The 19,870-nt window shown below is 39.5% G+C and carries 20 protein-coding genes; 3 read left to right on the top strand and 17 right to left on the bottom strand.

The window, feature by feature from the left end; genetic code table 11:
* Position 1: 1 nt before the first annotated feature.
* From RM529_RS03945 to RM529_RS03980, 8 genes are all read right to left on the bottom strand, one after another.
* Positions 2-496 carry a F0F1 ATP synthase subunit B gene (locus RM529_RS03945; RefSeq protein WP_311483443.1) on the bottom strand — a complete coding sequence of 165 codons (495 nt, stop codon included), beginning with the start codon at positions 494-496 and terminating at the stop codon, positions 2-4.
* 83 nt (positions 497-579) lie between these two features.
* Complete coding sequence (atpE, locus tag RM529_RS03950; protein WP_311483444.1) at positions 580-801, bottom strand: ATP synthase F0 subunit C; 222 nt, start codon at positions 799-801, stop codon at positions 580-582.
* Positions 802-826: 25 nt separating this feature from the next.
* Positions 827-1,915 carry a F0F1 ATP synthase subunit A gene (gene atpB, locus RM529_RS03955; protein ID WP_311483445.1) on the bottom strand — a complete coding sequence of 363 codons (1,089 nt, stop codon included), beginning with the start codon at positions 1,913-1,915 and terminating at the stop codon, positions 827-829.
* 138 nt (positions 1,916-2,053) lie between these two features.
* A complete protein-coding gene (locus RM529_RS03960) occupies positions 2,054-2,437 on the bottom strand; it encodes a hypothetical protein (protein ID WP_311483446.1) in 384 nt (127 codons plus the stop codon).
* Positions 2,437-2,652 carry an AtpZ/AtpI family protein gene (locus RM529_RS03965; RefSeq protein ID WP_311483447.1) on the bottom strand — a complete coding sequence of 72 codons (216 nt, stop codon included), beginning with the start codon at positions 2,650-2,652 and terminating at the stop codon, positions 2,437-2,439. The genes RM529_RS03960 and RM529_RS03965 overlap by 1 nt, the downstream gene beginning before the upstream one ends.
* Before the next feature lie 26 nt (positions 2,653-2,678).
* Positions 2,679-5,207, bottom strand: coding sequence for a type IX secretion system periplasmic lipoprotein PorW/SprE (porW, locus tag RM529_RS03970; protein WP_311483448.1), 2,529 nt, complete (start codon positions 5,205-5,207; stop codon positions 2,679-2,681).
* Between the two features lie 92 nt (positions 5,208-5,299).
* A complete protein-coding gene (locus RM529_RS03975; RefSeq protein WP_311483449.1) occupies positions 5,300-6,034 on the bottom strand; it encodes an ABC transporter ATP-binding protein in 735 nt (244 codons plus the stop codon).
* A 12-nt stretch (positions 6,035-6,046) separates the two neighbouring features.
* Entirely contained in the window at positions 6,047-7,531 is a 1,485-nt protein-coding gene (locus RM529_RS03980) for a DUF5687 family protein (RefSeq protein ID WP_311483450.1), read from the bottom strand.
* Positions 7,532-7,628: 97 nt separating this feature from the next.
* Here RM529_RS03980 and RM529_RS03985 point away from each other — a divergent pair, with 97 nt between their 5' ends.
* Positions 7,629-8,675, top strand: coding sequence for a 2Fe-2S iron-sulfur cluster-binding protein (locus tag RM529_RS03985; protein WP_311483451.1), 1,047 nt, complete (start codon positions 7,629-7,631; stop codon positions 8,673-8,675).
* A 73-nt stretch (positions 8,676-8,748) separates the two neighbouring features.
* Here RM529_RS03985 and RM529_RS03990 read toward each other — a convergent pair whose 3' ends face one another.
* The 3 genes from RM529_RS03990 to RM529_RS04000 form a co-directional block, all read right to left on the bottom strand.
* Entirely contained in the window at positions 8,749-9,834 is a 1,086-nt protein-coding gene (locus RM529_RS03990; protein ID WP_311483452.1) for a glycosyltransferase family 9 protein, read from the bottom strand.
* 3 nt (positions 9,835-9,837) lie between these two features.
* The gene (locus RM529_RS03995) at positions 9,838-10,446 is read right to left on the bottom strand and encodes a DUF4254 domain-containing protein (RefSeq protein WP_311483453.1); all 609 of its coding nucleotides are present in this window, start codon (positions 10,444-10,446) and stop codon (positions 9,838-9,840) included.
* A 131-nt stretch (positions 10,447-10,577) separates the two neighbouring features.
* Complete coding sequence (locus tag RM529_RS04000) at positions 10,578-11,501, bottom strand: DUF6427 family protein (RefSeq protein ID WP_311483454.1); 924 nt, start codon at positions 11,499-11,501, stop codon at positions 10,578-10,580.
* Between the two features lie 47 nt (positions 11,502-11,548).
* Here RM529_RS04000 and RM529_RS04005 point away from each other — a divergent pair, with 47 nt between their 5' ends.
* Positions 11,549-11,779, top strand: a complete 231-nt coding sequence (locus RM529_RS04005) for a DUF6341 family protein (RefSeq protein WP_311483455.1) — start codon at positions 11,549-11,551, stop codon at positions 11,777-11,779.
* On the opposite strand, the gene purD is transcribed toward RM529_RS04005, so the two are convergent.
* Positions 11,771-13,045 carry a phosphoribosylamine--glycine ligase gene (purD, locus tag RM529_RS04010; protein ID WP_311483456.1) on the bottom strand — a complete coding sequence of 425 codons (1,275 nt, stop codon included), beginning with the start codon at positions 13,043-13,045 and terminating at the stop codon, positions 11,771-11,773. The genes RM529_RS04005 and purD overlap by 9 nt on opposite strands.
* Positions 13,046-13,132: 87 nt before the next feature.
* On the opposite strand from purD, the gene RM529_RS04015 reads away from it, so the two are divergent.
* Entirely contained in the window at positions 13,133-14,443 is a 1,311-nt protein-coding gene (locus tag RM529_RS04015) for a phenylacetate--CoA ligase family protein (protein WP_311483457.1), read from the top strand.
* On the opposite strand, the gene RM529_RS04020 is transcribed toward RM529_RS04015, so the two are convergent.
* The 5 genes from RM529_RS04020 to RM529_RS04040 are packed head-to-tail and all read right to left on the bottom strand — an operon-like array spanning position 14,436 to position 19,868.
* The gene (locus RM529_RS04020) at positions 14,436-15,251 is read right to left on the bottom strand and encodes a glycosyltransferase family 2 protein (protein WP_311483458.1); all 816 of its coding nucleotides are present in this window, start codon (positions 15,249-15,251) and stop codon (positions 14,436-14,438) included. The genes RM529_RS04015 and RM529_RS04020 overlap by 8 nt on opposite strands.
* A complete protein-coding gene (gene rfbD / locus RM529_RS04025; RefSeq protein WP_311483459.1) occupies positions 15,251-16,120 on the bottom strand; it encodes a dTDP-4-dehydrorhamnose reductase in 870 nt (289 codons plus the stop codon). The genes RM529_RS04020 and rfbD overlap by 1 nt, the downstream gene beginning before the upstream one ends.
* The gene (gene rfbC / locus RM529_RS04030; RefSeq protein ID WP_311483460.1) at positions 16,117-16,662 is read right to left on the bottom strand and encodes a dTDP-4-dehydrorhamnose 3,5-epimerase; all 546 of its coding nucleotides are present in this window, start codon (positions 16,660-16,662) and stop codon (positions 16,117-16,119) included. Before rfbC ends, rfbD begins: the two co-directional genes overlap by 4 nt.
* Positions 16,663-16,671: 9 nt before the next feature.
* Positions 16,672-18,360, bottom strand: a complete 1,689-nt coding sequence (locus tag RM529_RS04035; RefSeq protein ID WP_311483461.1) for a DUF6909 family protein — start codon at positions 18,358-18,360, stop codon at positions 16,672-16,674.
* A 26-nt stretch (positions 18,361-18,386) separates the two neighbouring features.
* The gene (locus RM529_RS04040; RefSeq protein WP_311483462.1) at positions 18,387-19,868 is read right to left on the bottom strand and encodes a GH3 auxin-responsive promoter family protein; all 1,482 of its coding nucleotides are present in this window, start codon (positions 19,866-19,868) and stop codon (positions 18,387-18,389) included.
* Positions 19,869-19,870: the final 2 nt, after the last annotated feature.

Here is a 19,870-nt window from a genome sequence, read left to right on the forward strand (position 1 = left end):
ACTAGTTTAAAGTAACATCACCCAGCATATCGTCAATCATCTGGTGCTGTTTTTCTTTACTTGAAAGTTCTTTACGAACTACTTTTTCGGCAATTTGTATAGAAAGACTTGCAACCTGATTTTTGATATCAGCCATTGCTGCACGTTTTTCCATTTCTATACTTGTTTTAGCCTGAGCCACAATACTGTCAGCTTTTTCCTGAGCTTCTTCAGTAGCATCTGCGACTATTTTTTCTTTTAGCTCCCGCGCTTCCCTTAGAACTGCATCTCTTTCTGCCCGGGCTTCCTGCATCAGTTTTTCATTATCGGCCTTAAGGTTTTGCATTTCCTTTCTTGCATTCTCTGCAGAGGCCAGCGAGTCGTTAATAGTTTCTTCTCTTTGCCTAAGGCCATTTAAAACGGGTTTCCAGGCAAACCTGGCCATTAAAAATATCAATATCAAAAAAACAATGGTTTGCCAGAAAAACAAGCCAAATTCAGGAGTAATTAAATCCATAGTTTATTTAGAAAATAGTTAAAACATCATTTAAAAAAAGCCACTTCGCAACCAACCGTTGCGAAGGGACCTTAGTACTTCAATTATCTTAGCACACCTAGTAAAGCGGCAACCACTCCAAAAAGAGCAACACCTTCTACAAGTGCAGCAGCAATAATCATAGCCGTCTGGATTTTACCAGAAGCTTCTGGCTGACGAGCGATAGCATCCATGGCTGAGCCACCAATTCTACCAACTCCAATAGCTGCTCCCACAACTGCCAAACCAGCACCTAAAGCTGCAAGACCTACATACAATAATTCCATAGTTGAAAAATTTAAAAATTAAAAATTAATGATGTTCATGTTCCTCAACCGCCATCCCGATAAATAAGGCCGACAGAATCGTAAAAATAAACGCTTGAAGGAATGCTACCAGCAATTCCAGTACTGTTATAAATAAAGCAAAAGGAACAGATATTCCCGCAACCCCCGCATTTTCTAATAAAAATATTAACCCGATTAAACTCAGGATGATGATATGTCCTGCAGTAATATTGGCAAACAAACGAATCATAAGAGCGAGTGGCTTAATAATAACTCCCATCACCTCTACTACAGCTAAAATTGGCTTTACAAAGGTAGGGATACCCGGCATCCAAAATACGTGCTTCCAGTAATCTTTACTTCCATTCATAATAATTAGAGCCAAAGTAAACAATCCCAAAGAAACCGTTACTGCAATATTTCCGGTTACGTTGGCCGCTCCGGGCAATAAACCTAAAAGGTTCGTGATCCAGATAAAGAAAAATACCGTTAATAAAAAAGGCATAAACTTCATATATTTCTTTTCCCCAATTTGAGGTCTTGCAATCTCATCCCTTACAAAAAGGACAAGTGCCTCAAGTGCATTGTTAAATCCTTTTGGAGCGTGTTTGTTTTTTTTATGGTGGCCGGCCAGGCTCCGGAAGAAGATTAGCATTAAAATCACCGTAATAAACATTGCCGCCACATTCTTGGTTATAGAAAGATCCAGGGGTTTACTGGCGTTTACAGGGTGGTGTTCCTCATCTAACGCAAGGGTTTGCTCACCGTCTTCAAGCCGGTAAATCTTCTCATGGTAGTTCACAAAACGCATCCCATCTTCCTCAACAACGTACTGACCCTCGATGTCATGATGAAATTCACTCGACATAAAAGTTACAAGCCCATTATCTGTATATAGAATAATAGGAAGCGGAATGGTAAAAGCATCCTCACCCTCTCCAAAAAAATGCCACCCGTGGGAATCCCCAATATGATGCATAATCATATCTGTGGGATTAAAAGTCTCCTCTGCTTCTTCAACAGTTTCGTGCTCCTGTGCAAAAGAAAATAACGGAAGTACGGCAAAAGCTAGTGTTAAGTACACTTTTATCATAAAAGACTTATATGCTGTCATGTTACCTGTTCTACTTAAAAAATTATGGGCTCTCTAAATTTCCGTGCAAAGGTATACTTTTAATTTTTATCTGAAAGTCCGCTCTTTAATTTTTTAACCTAAATCAACTTTTAACTGATATTATTGATTGTCAGGTAATTATTTAGCGTTGATTAGTTTCACAACAGAGACCGTTTCGTAAATCAAAAAGAAGAAATAAGGAACAAAAAATGAAACTAAACTGCCAAATGGCCTCTCAACGCCAGCCAACATCATGGGCAGTAAAAAAACAATGGCTGCAAGCATTTTAAAAAGGCTTAGCCCCATAAAGGCAAAACCTGTTTTTTCTTCAAAATTCTGATGTATAAAAACCAAAACAAAATAGATTAGAAACGTAACAATAATATGAAAAGCGTATATAGATAAAATGCTATAGTACAACTGTACCTTAACCAGATAAGTAATAACTAGATACTGAATAAACCCCAGGATAAAAGCAAAAGGAATTAAAATCTTTAAAAATTTAAGTAATTTTTGCTTCATTATTCCTCGTCCTTATTCATATCACTAATCCCGCGGTAGACCTGATATAAAGCAACAAAAACCCCCAGCAGGGAAACCCCTATCGTAAAACCTGAATATTTATTCGGAAATTTTCCATCCAGCCAGATGCCAAGAAAAACCCCTGCAGCAATGATAATTCCCATTTGAAACGCAATATTTATGAGGTGCAGGTATTTTCGCTGATCGTCTTTCATTATTATCACCGCTTTATCAAAAGCTTTTAATCAAATTTATTGAGGTAAGACTGAAGGTTTTTCTGAATCTGGATTATCCTGTAATTTTCCTGCGAGATTGTGATTGGTTCCCGAAGCACCTGGTAATCTTTATTTATCTGAAGCAATTCTGCAAAACCAAGAGAAACTTCTCTGCTTCTAAGCCCATGAACTGCAACAAAGCTGATATCAGGGTTATAAATATCTGTTGAAGTTGAAAGATCGTAGTCCAAATCTGTCAGTGCCTGGTCTATTTTTTCTTTCAGTTTAGCCATTTCCTCTTCTTCATTCGCACCAAAAGCATATAAAAGCTTAAACCTGCTTTGCTTATTTTCATCAGCAAAAGTAAGACTTTCCAACTGCGGAATGGCCCTGTTATAGATATCCTGCGCTTTTTTCCCTTCTTCGGTCTGTGGATAAGTTAATGCAAGTTGATTAAGCGCTTTTTTGTAGTCTGCCAAACCATGCAGCCTTCCAATTGCCATAGCTTTTAGCAGTTCCAGTTTTGGTACGATTTCATCACCTGTGAACTGAGTTGCTAAAGCAGTAGTTTTGTCAATCACTTCAGCATATTCTTCAGCTTCAAACATTTTATAAACCTCATCATAAACAGCATCGGGAGAATTGCCATTTTCGACACTGCTCTCCAGATTTTGAAGATAAGCAGCGTAACGGGATTCAGGATAATTCTGAAGGATATCCTGCTTTATAATTTCCATTTCCTGAGACCTGTTAGATGCCTGGTAAGCTTTGTATAGATTATATTTTGCCGGAAGTATGAGCCGCTCTTCAGGTGTGTTCTCCAAAAGTGCCTCCAGCCTTGCGGAAGCCAGATCGTATTCCCCATATTTCTCATTGTAGATAATCCCCAGTTGATAATAGGCAAAATCCCTATCCCTTGTTAAACTATCCAGCGTATATGGGTCACTGGGAATCTGACTCACATAAGACATCGCATCAAACCGCGGATCTGTTGCTATGTCTATTTCCAGAAATTGATTTTGTACCTGCTCTGCACCGGTAGAAATAGTATTATCGCCCCAGCGCCAGTTATCTGAAAGTTCCCTTCTTCCCCAGTTTCTTAAAAACTCACGTGCACCATTGGCCACTCTGGATTCATTATAAAAATAGAAATTACTAACGGGACCTGCAGTATTTACTGCCATTGGAACTGAAGGACCAAAATTATTTCGGGATAATGCCAGGTCATTTCTTCCGGCAAGTACTTCTTCTGTATACGCGGCTTTGAGATCATTGGTGTAAGTGGTAAAATAGGCGATTTGATCTTCTTCAGAAAGATTGGCAATTCTAAGAATACTATCATTTTCTTCCGCAATTTCTTCATACTGAATAATGTCCTCCAGGTTATCCCTTTTCTTCTTTATGCTCCTGAATTCCCTGAGCTGTGGAGACATTGTCGCCAAAGTACTGTCAAAGTAAAGGCTGGCCTCGCGGTATTCCCCGTTGTCAAAGTTGATATTTGCCAAAATTTCGTAGTTGATGGATTTTAGGTAAATATCACTACGGGGGGAGCTTAGGGATTTATTATAATATTCTACCGCAAGATCTGTAGAGTCCAGACGACTGTAATATTCCCCAATCTGGAAGTAGATTTTATCCAGGAAAGGCCGGTTTTCCCGATCTTCCTCAAGCTCTGTAAGCAATTCCCGTAACGCCGCACTATTTTCTGAATCATAGTCGAAGTTCCGTGCCTTCTGTACATAGGAATTGATCATGTAAATCCTTGGGGACTTCCTGTTAAGTGCAATTACTTCGTCAAAAGCAGCATTTGCCCTACCCGTTTGATCCAGAAAGTTATGAAGCTGTCCTAAAATAAAATAATACCTCCCTTTTTCTTCATTTTTCTTAGTGTATTCTGCAGCAGTCTGCAAAGGAGCAATTGCACTGTCCTGATGCTCCAATTTTATATAGGCTTGCGCAAGCGTGGCATTCGCATCTGCCAGGTCCTGCTCTTCAAGGTTATAATTCTCAATTATTCGCTTTAAATTCTTTATGGCTAACCGATTATTGTCTAACCGCATGTTGGTCTTTTCCCTCCATATTTGCGCGTAATTGATATTATCGCTTGCAGGATATTTATGAAGAATATAATTGAAGGCTTCCAGCGCAGGAACAAAACGCTGATCGAAATAACGCGCTTTGCCCAACAACAGGTAAGCTTCATCTACTTGCGGATTATGCTCCTTACCTTCAATTAACATCGAGTGACGCTGTATAGCCTTTACCGCCTTCTCCTCTGCCCTTCCAAAATTCTGATTTCTAATACTGTCTGGCAGGATAATATTTTGATCGATTTGCATTCTTTCAACAGGAAGAATATCCCAGTAATTATCGGCGTAATTCTGGTTTAATTCCTGGCGGCCCTGGTCCAACGCAAGATCTCCATTGTAAAGCGTATTATATTCTGTAGTTACCGCGTGCCAGTTGCGGCTAAGGAAAGTATCCTTTTTTCGGGAACAGCTAAAAATGATGCTCACGATTATAATAAGAAAAGGAATTCGGATAAATCTGTTCAAATCAGCGATTTCTTAGTACCATGAATAACTCAAAAACAGGTACTTTAGTGTGCAAAAATACGCTTCTTTTTACAAAAACAAAGTTCAGTAACTTAGATTTCCTCCTTTGGCTCCTCCTCTACTTCAACCTGCTCTCCTGCAAAATAAGCTTCCAGTTCTTTTCTTGTAGCTTCTGAAGTTTTAATATCCTTCACAATTGTTCCTTTATCCAAAACCACAATCCGCTCGCACACTTCGGTGACATGAATAAGATCGTGGCTGGAAATCAAGACAGTTGTTCCTGAAACTTCAGATAAATCCTTCAGGATTTTCTTTAAACGGAATTGCGTCGTGGGATCTAGGTTTGCAAAAGGTTCATCCAGGATGACCACTTCAGGATTACCTATAAGCGCGGCAATTATCCCTACTTTCTTCTGATTCCCCTTGGAAAGATCCCGCAGGTATTTTTTTCTTCCAATAATTTCACCATTGAAAAAATCTTCAAACTGCGCCACAAAAGTATCGATGTCTGCCCGATTTTGATTCCGCAGCTCTCCCACAAAATAGAAATACTCTTCTGGAGTAAGATATCCTATAAGGAAACTTTCATCTATAAAAGAAGAAGTAAAAGGTTTCCACTCTTCGCTCTGGCTTACCGTAATATCATTATTAAAAATATTTCCCGAACTGGGCTGGATCAAATCAAGAAGAAGGCTGAAAAAGGTGGTTTTCCCGGCTCCGTTATTTCCTACAAGTCCAAAGTTTTGTCCTGAGGGGATATCAAGATGTTCAATGTCCAGAACCTTTGTTCCGCCGTAAACCTTGGAAAGATTTGTTGCTGTTATCATAATCAAAATTTTTTATTCGCCGCTTTGTTTGAAACCCTGTATCATTACGTATTTTCTCTTCTTGTAAACCCCTGCAAGAAAATTCAGCAGCTTTGGCCTTAGAAATAAACCAATAATTCCAAGTAAAGCCAATAAGCCTATAGCCGCATTAAAATTTAAAAATTTATTGGTAATCCAGAAGATAAGAGATGGTAATACCATTAGAGGAAGGGCTACCAGCCATTGGGCGGCGCCCGTGCCCTGGTAATTCATAAACGGACTTTTGTCCAGGTCGATTCGCTTTTTGTTAAAGGAACCGGCATAAAGTAAAACCGGCACGTTAACACCAATATTGTAAACCGCACATACCATATTCAGCAATAAAATATTCCAGCCAAAATAAATATATGGAGTAGATAAAATCGCCATTACCACCACGCTAAACGTAATTAACCCTGCCTTTGATGCTAAATATTGCCGTAATGGGATATTTTGTGCCATGATCATTGGATAGTACGAAGAATCCCATCCCGGAATAAACTGCCCAAAATTCATCATAAACATTCCGGTAATTAAGATTCCAATAAGAACAAGGAATGCCGACATTTCCTGATAAGAATCATTTGTATAGAAAATAAGCCCGTAAAACACAAAGAAAAGTGAGAGGTAGATGGTTGTTTTTGGCCTCTTATTTCGCCAGATCAATTTTAAATCCTGCTGAAGAAAAGGGGCTATGCTTCCAAATTTCCTGGTCCATACAAAATCGCTGGTATCTGCAGCTTTGGACTTGGCCTTCAGGTTTGCATCCAGGTAAAATTTCTTCTCCAGATTTAACTGGTTCCATTTATAGAGTAAAACAAGAAGAATCGCAGGAACAATAGCCAGGTAAGGCTGGGCCACCATAAAATCTATAGCTTCTCCAAATAGGGCTGTAATCTGAAAAATTCCGAAGTAATCCAGTGCAGCAAGAACCGCCAAAACAACTATAAAAGGAACAAGCGCCTTCAGGTTATCTGTAAAACGCTTCTTAATAATGAAATTGGTAAAATTTACGCACAGGCTTAACGAAAACACAGCAAGCATCCACGCAAGGATTTGAACCGTAGCATAATCGCTTTTAACTATACAAAAGATCCCAAACGGGATAATAATAAACAGCGGAAGAATATTATAAAATGAATACAGAGATTTTGCAAGAACAAAATTCACTACTTTCCGTTTTGGTATGGGCTGGTTAAGCAACGGTTTTATATCCATCACCGGCAAAGTCTGTAACAAAAACCTAAAAAGCAATTCGCATACCAACCACAGCAGTACATAACTGTTTACCACTTCTAAAGTATCCTGATCTGGATAAAACTTCTGGAGCATTGGATAAAGGCCAATTCCTACTACCAGGAACATACCGGCAAAATAGAGTGCCATAAAAATAAGGAAAATTTTTAGCCCTATACTTTTTCCAAAACTGGCAGATCTAAAAAACGCCTTCCATTCCAGCGAGAAAAACAGTTTAAACATATTTTAAAGGTCTTTATATTACTAGTACAGAATTTTAGCTGTTTGTTACACTTTAAAAACAGGTATACTTTGTATTTTTGCAAATAAATTTTTTTTGATGAGTCAATTTTATCCGTTAAAAATAAAAGAAATTATTCGGGAAACCCCTCAGGCGGTAAGTATATCTTTTGAAATTCCGCAGGATTTAAAAGGAGAATTTTACTTTAAATCTGGCCAATATATTACCATTAAAACTGCTGTGGGGCAAGAGGAAGTGAGAAGAGCATATTCTATTTGTTCAGCTCCCGGTAGCGAAGATTTTAAAGTCACTGTAAAGGAAGTTGAAGGAGGAAAATTTTCGGTTATTGCCAACAATAAACTTCAGGCAGGAGATGTTTTGGAAGTACATCCTCCCGAAGGAAAATTTGTGTTGACTCCCGGTGATGATGTTAATACTTATGCTGCCTTTGCCGCCGGCAGTGGTATTACTCCCGTACTTTCTATGATCAAAACCGTTCTATTTGAAGAACCAAAGAGCAGGTTTATCCTTACCTACGGAAATAAATCTCCCGGCGAAACTATATTTTTCAAGGAACTTCTGGAACTCCAGGCTAAATATCCCGACCGGCTTTTTATTGAATTTGTCTACAGCCGGACACGTGAAGAAAATGCCCATTTTGGCCGTATAGAAAAAAGCACCGTCAATTTTATCGTGAAGAACAGGTTTAAAGATCAGCCAATTAAAACCTTCTTCTTGTGCGGACCAGAAGAAATGATCAACCAGGTAAGCGAAATTCTGCTTGAAAACAGCGTTTCTAAAGAAAAAATTCTGTTTGAATTGTTCTCCAGTAAAGATACCGGAGAAGTAAAAGCAGATGTTGAAGGCCAGACCGAACTAACGATCCTTGTAGACGACGAAGAAACAACCCTTACCATGGATATGAAGGGAACCGTGCTGGATGCAGCGCTGGAAAACGATCTTGATGTCCCCTACTCCTGCCAGGGCGGTATTTGCAGCAGCTGTATTGCCAGGATTACTGAAGGAAAAGCAGAAATGAGAAAAAATCAGATCCTGACTGATGAGGAATTGGAAGAAGGACTAATTTTAACCTGCCAGGCGCAGCCTACCACGCCTACTTTAAAGGTGGATTATGACGATGTCTAAAGCTGAAGTTCACTGTAGGTCGAAAATTGCCAATTTTCGACCTACAGTTTGAATGTGCATAAAAACTTCAGAATTACTTCAGAATAATAAGCACTTTTTCCACAATAGCTTGCGGCGGAATGCTTCGCATTGCGTTTTCATAGCCTTCGGGCACCTTTTTTCCGTAAATAGAAGTGGGAATTAAAGGAAATTTTTCCAAATCGGGTAAGATTGAATGATCAGGCGGCTGATTAAAAGGTACAAAGCCCGCATAAGGATGGGTTAACCCCCAAATTGTAATTACCGGCACATTATCCATTGCCGCTAAATGCCCATTGCCGCTATCCATAGAAAGCATAGCGTCTAAGTTGGCAATTAAAGCCAGTTCCTCTTCAAAAGAAAAATTTCCCGCTATACATTTTACTTCTGAAAATTGCTCTTCCCACTCTTTAAGCTTCGGAAGTTCTGCAGCGCCACCACCAAACAGGAAAATCTTCACATTTTCGACCTGCTGAAGTTCACTCAGCACTTTTTCCATTAAATCTGAAGGATAGGATTTGGAAGCATGTTGTGCAAAAGGGGCAATTCCCAGCCATTTTTTACTGTGATCGCCGGTAATCGCTTTTACTTCTTCAGAAAGGGCAAATTTTGTTTTAAACTGGTGGTCCTTCAGTGAAATTGGATAACCCAATTCTTCAAAAACATCGGCATAACGTTGATGCGCGGATTTTAGCTGTTTAAAAACTTTATCTTCAGCACGGGTAAGGGCTTTTTTATCACTTCGGCCTTTATCTATTTGCTTCACCGGAATTCCGAAGAGATAAAAAACTGAATTGAGCACATTACTCCGCAGCACATCGTGAAGATCGGCGACCATATCGATCTCTTCATCCCGCAGCTCTTTCGCCAGGCGGCCCAGTCCAATCACGCCGCTGTGCACGCCATTTACATCTGCTTCATAAACAGAAACATTGGGAATATCCTTAAACATTGGAGCAAAAAATCCGCGGGTCAAAACGGTTATTTTTAACTGCGGATAAGTATTAATCAACGTGCGGATCACCGGCACCGTCATCGCCACATCGCCCATGGCAGATAACCGAATTACCAGAATATGAACCTTCTTTTTTACAGCACGGGCGCCGCCGGAGGAATTCCTGGAAGGTTCTTTCTTCATCATCAATTACTTTTTGCCGCGAAGAACAGGGTTAAGTTCTTCGTCGTTGTACATCTTCATTTGCTTGTAAACCTTCATATATTTGTCCCCGTTAGCGATATCTTCCAGCAATTGATTAATTGCCGTAGAAAGGTCCACACGCTGTTCCAGCAAAATATCGAGCTTTGCCTTACAAGCCATCAAATGCCCCTGGGAAGCATCTTTTCGGTTCGCTTCTTCGCCCATGTGGTAGATTTTAAGAGCCAAAATGGACAAACGATCTATTGCCCAGGCAGGGCTTTCAGAATTGATCGTTGCATCTTCCTTAGGGCTCACTTCTTTAAAATTCTCCAGGAAATAACTGTCGATATATTCGACTGTATCGGTACGATCCTGGTTAGAAGCATCTATTTTCCTCTTTAGCTCTAAAGCAGCTACAGGATCTATGTTCTTATCCCTAATAATGTCCTCATAATGCCACTGCACCGTGTCTATCCAGCACTTCCTGTAAAGGAGGTGCCCTATTAAATCTTCTTTTTGATCGTATGGATTCTTAAAAGATTGATCTACAGTATCCTTTTCGTGGTAATTCTCGATTACTTCCTGAAAAATATGATTGGCTTTATCTGAAAACATGGTATTTCTTTTTCCTGTGGTTTAACTTCAGCGTATTGCAAATGTATTATAATTTACAATAGTTTTTGAGCGTAACAAAGCTGAAAACAGGTTTTCTGAAATGCTTATTTCCACGGAAAAATTTCTTCAACCTAAAAAATAAACGGAATGCACAGCGGCATAAGGATTAGCAGAAACAGCAGTATTTCTTTGAAAATTTTATCTTTTTTACTTCCGAAGTAATTGGAAGCGATAATGCTTAACGGCACAAAGAAAAAGATGAATTCACTGCCGTTTTTGTTGTGGGAAAGAACAGCCACGCAAATTGCAGTTGCAAGGCTTAACATTACCAGATTTAGTACCGGCCGCCGGGTAATGCTCGCCTTCTGAATAACTGAAAGGTAAAAAAACATCGTCCACAGCAACAAAGCAAGAATAATACTTAACGGAACTAACAGCGCCAGATCCTGGTAGTTTTCAAAATGGAAATTCATCGGCTGAAACCAGTCTGAAAAGCTGTATAAACTGTCGTAAATAAGCAGATAGCCCGCTTCTGTAATTAGCGCGACCGCTAAAAAGGCAATTATTGGTATTAGAAAGTTTTTTATATAGGATGCATAGGAAAGGATACCTGCAAAGACCACCAAAAGGAACAAAATAGACCAGAAATAGTATAAAGAGGCGATGCAAATCCAGAAAGTAGCATCAAAAATCTTCTTTTGTACAACTTTTCGGGATTTTAAACTTATAATCCTTCTAAAGGAAAGCAGGATGAAGAAATTGGCAATTATCGCCTGATCATTCTGAAGCAGCGCTGAAAAAGAAGTCGCAAACACCGCAAAAAGCAGGATTTTATAGGCACTTATTTTAGTAAGTTCATTCTTCTTTGCTATAAAATTAAGCACCAGCACACTTAAAAGAAAAACGACTAAAACTGCAAACTTTTCTAAAAAAGGGAGCAGCGCAAAATCGGCAATCAAGGGATTGAAGTTGGCGAAAACAAAGAAAGCAGCCATAAAAATCACCACTGCAATAATATTTACAGGAGTTGATTTGCCAAAAAAGCTTGTTAGCATTTCCGTTTTTTATATTTTTGTAACAATTAATGTAACAAAGTTATACGATGAAAGATTTATTTGAAGGAATTGAGGATCTTTTTATAAACGTCCTGTTCGCTCCGCTGGATTGGCTGCGCGAACTTGAACTTGAATCCTGGTTTTTGGCCAATATCCTGAATTTCTTTTTTGTAATTGTTGGTTTTCTGGCTTTCCTTTACTGGATGAAGCAGCTAAAAACTTATAACGACAATAACGAAGAAAACAGGGATCCTAAAGCACATTCCTTCTTAGGATAGGTCAAAGCCTAAATCCTTTCTAAAATACATCTTATCGAAATGTAGTTTTTCTGCATTTTGGTAAGATTTTTTTAGTGCTTTTTTGTAATCATTATCAAGTGATGTAATCGCAATAACGCGACCACCACTCGTCACCACTTTTCCATCTTCAGTTTTTGTTCCTGCATGGAAAAGAATTGAACCTTCCACCTCATCCAGACCTGAAATTTCCTTGCCTTTCTCATAAGCTTCGGGATACCCCCCGGAAACCATCATTACCGTAGTCGCGGCACGATCGTCTATTTCCAGATTAACCTCATCTAATTTTGAGTCGAAAGTTTTTTCCAGAACCTCAACCAAATCAGATTTTATTCGGGGTAAAACAACTTCAGTTTCCGGGTCGCCCATTCTCACATTATATTCGATAACGTAAGGATCGTTATTAACTTTTATAAGTCCTATAAAAATAAAGCCCTTATAACTTATATCCTCTTCATTTAAACCATTAACCGTAGGTTTTACAATGCGCTCCTCGATTTTTTGCATAAATTGCTTATCTGCAAAAGGAACCGGGGAAATTGCCCCCATTCCGCCGGTGTTAAGTCCGGTATCGCCCTCGCCTATTCGCTTGTAATCTTTGGCTGTTGGCAGGATTTTGTAATTCTTACCGTCGGTTAACACAAAAACACTCAGTTCTATTCCATCCAAAAATTCTTCGATGACGACTTTGGTACTGGCGGCACCAAACTTTTTGCCGGCCAACATGTGCTCAAGTTCCTTTTTCGCTTCCTCCAGGTCGTCAAGAATTAGCACTCCTTTTCCCGCCGCAAGGCCATCGGCCTTAAGTACGTAAGGAGCATCCAGCGTTTCCATGAACAATTTTCCTGCTTCCAGACTTTCTTCAGTAAAACTCTCGTAGGCTGCGGTTGGAATTTTATGCATCAGCATAAATTCTTTTGCGCGCTCCTTACTTCCTTCCAGCAAAGCCCCTCTTTTGGACGGACCAATTAATTTAATATTCTTTAGCTGCTCATTTTGAGCAAAGAAATCGGCAATTCCTTCTACCAACGGATCTTCAGGCCCTACAATGAGCATTTCAATTTTTTTGTCCAGCACAAAATCTTTAATTGCTTCAAAATCTGTGACTTTAAGGTCTACGTTTTCAGCAATTTTTGAAGTTCCCGCATTGCCCGGAGCCACAAAAAGTTCACTACATTTCCCGCTATGAGAGATCATATGTGCAAAGGTATGTTCACGGCCACCGGCGCCAAGGATTAATATTTTCATCTGGAACTGTTTTAGTTGTTGTGCCAAAAATAATTGTTTGTAAATTGAAGCACCAATTATTTTATACAAAAAACGAAATTAAAGCATTTGAAGTGGTTCAGGCTTTCTTTACAGCTCAACAATTTCCCGATTAACAGGGCCGAAGAACTGTTGCATCAAATCCAGGAAATTCCGGAGCATAAATACCGGGAATATCTTGAGGGGCAACGTGAATCTATTTTAAAGTTCCACATTGAAAATAATGAATTTTACAGGCAGTTTTGCCCTACACAGAATTGTAAAAACTGGGCAGATGTACCTGTTATGAAAAAGGCAGACCTTCAGCAACCTCTGCAAAATAGGATAAGTAAAGGTTTCAGTAGCCGGAAAACAACCTATGTTGGAAAAACTTCCGGAAGCAGCGGCCAACCTTTTATTTTTGCCAAAGATCGTTTTGCCCATGCACTAAGCTGGGCGGGATTTAACAACCGTTATCGCTGGCACGGGATAGACCTCAACAAGTCTTTACAGGCGCGATTTTATGGTATTCCGCTCGATTTCTACGGAAATGTTCAGGAGCGTGTAAAGGACAGGATTAGCCTGCGCCGAAGGTTTAATATCTTCAATTTAAGTGATGAGAAAATGCAGAATTTTCTGCAGCGCTTCAAAAACACCAAATTTGAATATATAAACGGGTACACCAGTGCAATTCTATTATTTTCAAAATTTCTCAAAAACAAAAGTATCATTCTGAAGGAAATCTGCCCCAGTCTTAAAGTTTGCATTGTTACTTCTGAACGTCTTTTTGAAAATGATAAAATTTTGATGGAGGAAACGCTGGGTGTTCCGGTTTTAAACGAATATGGCGCCAGTGAAGTTGGACTGATAGCTTTTGAGAATCGGGAAAAAGAGTGGATCGTTAATTCTGAAGATCTTTATGTGGAGATCCTCGATGAACACAACAATATTTTGCCTTTTGGGAAAGAAGGACGGGTGGTGATCACTTCGCTTTACAACAAAGCACATCCCATGATTCGCTATGACATTGGCGACACCGGAATTTTATCTGAAGAAAGCAGTTTTAAACATCCAAAACTGCAAAAACTGATTGGCCGCACCAATGATATAGCACATTTGGCCAATGGTAAAATTGTGCCGGGCCTCACATTTTACTATGTTACAAAAACGATAATTACCGATGCCGGAGATATTAAGGAATTTGTCATTACCCAGACGGCAATGGATTCTTTTAAGATTGAATATGTAAGTGAAACTGATTTTGATAAAAACCAGGTTCAGAAAATTACAGCTGCCATTCAAAAATATGTTGGAAAGGATTTAAAAGTTAATTTTGAAAGAAAACATACTCTCCAAAGAAGCAAAAGTGGAAAACTGAAGCAATTCACGTCCCTTATTTAATCCTTTTTAATTGCCGCTGCTTTACCAGTAACTGCTCTTTCAAAAATACTCCCATACATTTGAGGCTTTTAAAAAAACTAAAGCCGAGCACATGGTGATAAATTTGAAAATTGTGGACAAGCATTTCCAGTTTATTTCCTGAAACCGAATTCCTCCTCATACGGTATAGTGCCAGCGGCTCCTTTATACCTTTTGCTGTTCCTCCTTTTTTTACTGCTGCCAGCCATAAAGCCCAGTCCTGTCTTTTTCTCACCTCGGGAGCGTAAATTTTTCCAAGTTGCGTCACATCGTAAATACCGGTAAGGCTCCCGATATAATTTGCCTTCAGCAGTTTTGGATACGTTAAGTAGGGAAGCGCTTCTACAATCTCATTGCGTTTTTGGCCATTTTCGGTAATACGTTCGTAGCTGGTATAGGAAACCGAGAGGTCATTACGCTTCATGAAATCAAGCTGTGTTTTCAGCTTATCAGGCTTCCAGAGGTCGTCTGCATCCAGAAAAGCAATAAAATCGCCCTGAGCAGCCTTAATTCCCTTATTCCGACTAAAACCCGTGCCTTTGTTCTTCTTGTTTCTGAAAATTTTAATGCGGGGTTCCTCTTTTGCAAAATTCCGGACTTTCGAAAGCGTAAAATCTTTGGAAGCGTCGTCTATTACCAGAAGTTCCCAGTGTGAATAGGTCTGTTTTTGAACAGAAAGCATGGCTTCAGTAATAAATTCGGCACAATTATAGGCAGGCATTATTACAGAAACCAAACCGTATTTTCCAGTATTCGTGCCTTCTGAAATTCCCAAACCCGAAGCAGACATTACGAACTTTTGTTTAGAACTGTAGACTTATGAAGGTTTTCCAGACTATTACGCCAATGGATCAAGTCGATTTTGAAATTTTGCTGCAGCTCCTTTTTACTTAATACACTGTATTGCGGTCGCTTGGCCACAGTTTTATAAGAATCATCTTTATTAAGTACTACAGCTTCAGCATTTCCGGAAATTTCCAGAATGGCTTTAGCAAAGTCATACCAGGTCGCTTCCCCATCGTTGCTAAAATGATAGACCCCATAATTGGCATTTTCAGTAGAAATAATGTCCATTACAAGTTTTGCAAGGTCATTTGCGTTGGTGGGAGTTCCTTTTTGAGCAGTTGTGATGTTTAAAGTTGCTTTTTCTTCAGCTTTTCTTAGAATCGTGTTGAAGAAGTTATGTCCAAATTCTGAATAGAGCCAGGAAGTTCTGAAAATAAAGTATTTATCGGTGGATTTCCGGATATTTTCCTCGCCCTTGAGCTTGGAAGCCCCATAAACATTGAGAGGATCGGTTTTATCATCTTCAGAATAAGGGAAATTAGATTGGCCGTTAAAAACATAATCTGTAGAAAAATGGAAAAGGGTGGTATTCGAAAAATGGCAAATTTCGGCAAGTATTTTAGCCGCTTCTGCATTAACTTTAAAAGCTCTTTCCTTTTCAGATTCTGCTTTTTCAACATTGGTATATGCTGCACAGTTTATACAGTAATCAAAATCTTTTGCACCAAATAATTGGGTTATATTACATTTATTGGTCACATCCAATTCTGAAGAATCCATAAATACGAATTCAAAGTGACCGTATTCCCGGGCCAACTTCTGGAAACATTGGGCCAGTTGTCCCGAAGCGCCTGTAACTAAAATTGACTTCATTTAAACAGTATTTTAAAAGTTGGCTGCTGCATATCTTTATCTGAAATGATCATTTTTTCCTCGGGGAAATCCCACTGGATATTAAGATCTGGATCATTATAAATAATTCCCGATTCTGCACCCGGAGTATAATATTTATCGCACTTGTAAGCAAAAACTGAAGTCTCGGACAGGGTTAGAAAGCCATGACCAAAGCCTTTGGGAATATATAACTGGTGCAGGTTTTGATCATCCAGCACAACCTTGTACGTCTTCTGAAATGTTTCTGAACCGGGCCGCAGATCTACCACAACATCCAGGACTTTCCCATGAATAACGCGCACTAATTTTGCCTGTGCAAACTGGCCGGTTTGAAAGTGTATGCCCCTTAAAACCCCAAATTTCGATACCGATTGGTTATCCTGAACAAACTCATCTTCTATCCCGGTGATTTCTGCAAATCTCTTGCGATGATAACTTTCCAGGAATATTCCCCGCTTGTCCTTAAAAACAGAAGGCTTAATTAAAAAACAGTCTTTTAAGGGCGTTTGTTCTACCTGCATAAATGGGTTTTAAGAATTGAATATTTGCTCCAGGATTTTTTCAGTAATAAGATAAGTCGGCTTTACACCGGTAGTTCCCAGACCTCCTGAAGCCAGTGTGCTCCCGGTTTCCAAAGGATTATCTGATGCGTAGTAAGCATAACGTACTTTTACATCGCCATCTATATTACCTCTCAATTTTGCAGCCGCCTGTATGGCTTTTTGATAATGTGCTCCTTCCATTTCGAGCCCGCTTACGTTCCATGTGGAGTCGTGAAAAAAGCGTAAAATATCTTTATTTTGAAGAGAAGTTCCCAAAACGGTAATCATACTACCGTCCAGGATATTAATACCATTACCCTCCAGATCTTCTTTGGAAAGTTCGTTTTTGAACGGATAATTATCTGCAGTTCCCTCAAATAAATGCGCCGTGGGAACCATAATATCCCCTTTTGCACCTTCCAGGATTCCCGCTTTTCCCATAATGGAAATAGATTTCACATTCATATGGATTTCGTTATCTTCAAAAGAGTACGGCTTTAAAAGTTCATCCATAGTCTCGTAAGCCTGCTCTCCAAATGCATAATCCATCACAATAATTACCGGCTTCTCTTCTTCAGGTTTTTCTGAAAAACCTTGTACTTTAAAGCCTTCTTCAAGCTTTGCGGTGTCAAAAACCTGAACATCTATATTGGTGCCGCTTTCATCTTCAATAAACTTCATGCCTTTGCTTAGCGCAGCCTTGGCAACTTTATTCCGCAAAGGACCATTACCGCTATCACTTAAATCCTCATAAATACCCAGTGGTGGCTTTTTCTTTAATTCAGCTTTAAGAGCAACCGGTGTAAACAGGGTATTCATCACGCTGTGCATATTGGCACTTATAATATGGATTGGACGGTGGGTAAGATTTTCGGCAAGTAAATATTCTTTTATCTTATCTGCCCAAATTTCGCCATGAATATGTTGTCCCAGGCGCTCGCGCAGTACCTGACTAAAGGTAATAAGCCGCTTGTTGTTCTCTACAATTTCTGAAATTGCCAGTTTTCCCAGCCAGTAAATGATATTAAGGAAACGCTCCTGATTCTCTGGAAGAGAGAATTTAGGATAAATTGTAGTGACTTCATGAAATGTTCTTCCAAGAATATTGGCGGTATGAGTTAACGCTACTTCCCGCTCTGCCTGGGTAAGATCTTCGGTTTGTAAAACAGCTTTTTCAAGTTTCTGCCAGTCCCGCGTTACACTTCCCTCCTCATCGATTACCACGCGGCGCATAATTTTATGGGATTCTATAAACAGAAACGTGAGGTGGGTGAGAATATCATAAATTTCTGAACGGCCACGGGTAATTTCAATATTCATCTGTTCTTCGTCTATGCGATAACAGTTTCGGCGTCTTTTTGGCGGAATTATAGCTTTAAAATGAGAATTCGCATAACCTTCATTACTTGTAAGGTTAATGTACCTGCATTCTTCAATGCCCTTTGGAAGCCGGTCTATAACATATAACAACCCGTTTAATTCTGCCTTATCTCCGGCAACAGATCCATAAATTTCAGGCCGTAATGTTAACAGGGCTTCCCTAAGGGTTTCTCCTGAAACGCCCATTGGTTTATAAAACCCCCTGTTAAAAAGGTGGCGCATTGTAATATACATTCGCTCTATTGCACTGGAGCTTTCCTGAGCGCGGGTACGACCCTGAATCTTTAAATTCGACATAAAATTCTTTTCGTTCTCTAAATTAATTACAGTTTATCAGCAATATTTCTATCGTTGGAAAGGCGCGGAAGCTTATTTTGTCCGCCCAGTTTTCCAATTGATTTCATGTATTTCTGAAATCCGTCACGAGGGATTTTAGTTATTTTCAAAGGTTGTAGAATTTTCCCTTCAATCAAATCAAAATAATAAGAATTTTGCTTTTGCATGGATTTATCCAGAATATCACTGAATTTCTTAAAATCTTCCGGCTCCTTTTCAAACTCTATAAACCACTCGTGATAAGGCAACTCTTCCCCTGCCGGGGTAATTTGCGGTGCAACCGTAAATTCACTTATCCTGGCATCTGTTTCAGAAATTGCTGTTTGCATAGCTTCCTCTACTTCCTTAGCAATTACATGTTCCCCAAAAGCCGAAATAAAGTGCTTGATCCTGCCCGAGACTATCACCCTGTAAGGTTTTGTTGAGGTAAACTGAACCGTGTCGCCTATATTATAAGCCCATAACCCTGCTGTAGTGGACACGATCATCACGTAATTTTGCCCAATTTCGACCTCTCCAATGCTAAGCCGCTGCGGGTTTTCGCTATAGAATTCTTCAGCTTTTATAAATTCATAGAACATTCCGGAATTTAGCTGCAATAGCATTCCTTTCTCGTTCTGTCTATCCTGAAAAGCAAAAAAACCTTCAGAAGCGGGATATAACTCAATACTATCTACCTTTCTGCCTATAAGGTTTTCAAATTTTGAGCGATAAGGTTCAAAATTGACTCCGCCGTAAATAAATAAGTTGAAGTTTTTAAAAAGGTCGCCTACTTTTTTGCCCGATTTCTTTTCCAGGCGTTCAAAATACATTTGTACCCACGATGGAATTCCGCTAATAACGGTCATATTCTCCTTTCGTGTCTCTTCTACAATAGCATCTACTTTTGTCTCCCAATCGTCAATAGAATTGGTCTCCCAGCTGGGGAGCCTGTTCTTTTGAAGATATGCCGGGACGTAATGTGCAACGATTCCTGAAAGCCTGCCAAGTTTTACTCCGTTTTTCTCCTGCATTTCGGGACTGCCCTGCAAAAAGATCATTTTGCCATCTACAAAAGAAGAATTCCCAGTTTCAGCGATATAGCATAGAATTGCGTTTCTGGCCGCATTAATGTGTGTAGGCATAGAATCTTTTGTGAGCGGAATATATTTTGCGCCACTTGTAGTTCCCGAAGTTTTAGCATAATAAAGCGGCTTTCCCGGCCAAAGTACACTTTCTTCCCCAGCTACCATACGTTCTACATAAGGTTTTAGTTCCTCATAATCCCTCACCGGAACATTTTCAGCAAAGTCCTTATAGGTCTTAATTTTGCTGAAATTATGGTCCTTACCGAAGGCTGTATATTTCCCCTTCGCGATGATCTGCTGAAAAACCTTCATTTGGGTATCTTCAGGTTGAGAAGCCCATTTTTTGATGTTATTCCTTACTTGTTTGGCAAAAATTTTTGCCCCGAAAGATTTTAAAGACATAG

Origin of the sequence: Autumnicola edwardsiae (assembly GCF_031846505.1) — a bacterium.
GTDB lineage: Bacteria > Bacteroidota > Bacteroidia > Flavobacteriales > Flavobacteriaceae > Autumnicola > Autumnicola edwardsiae.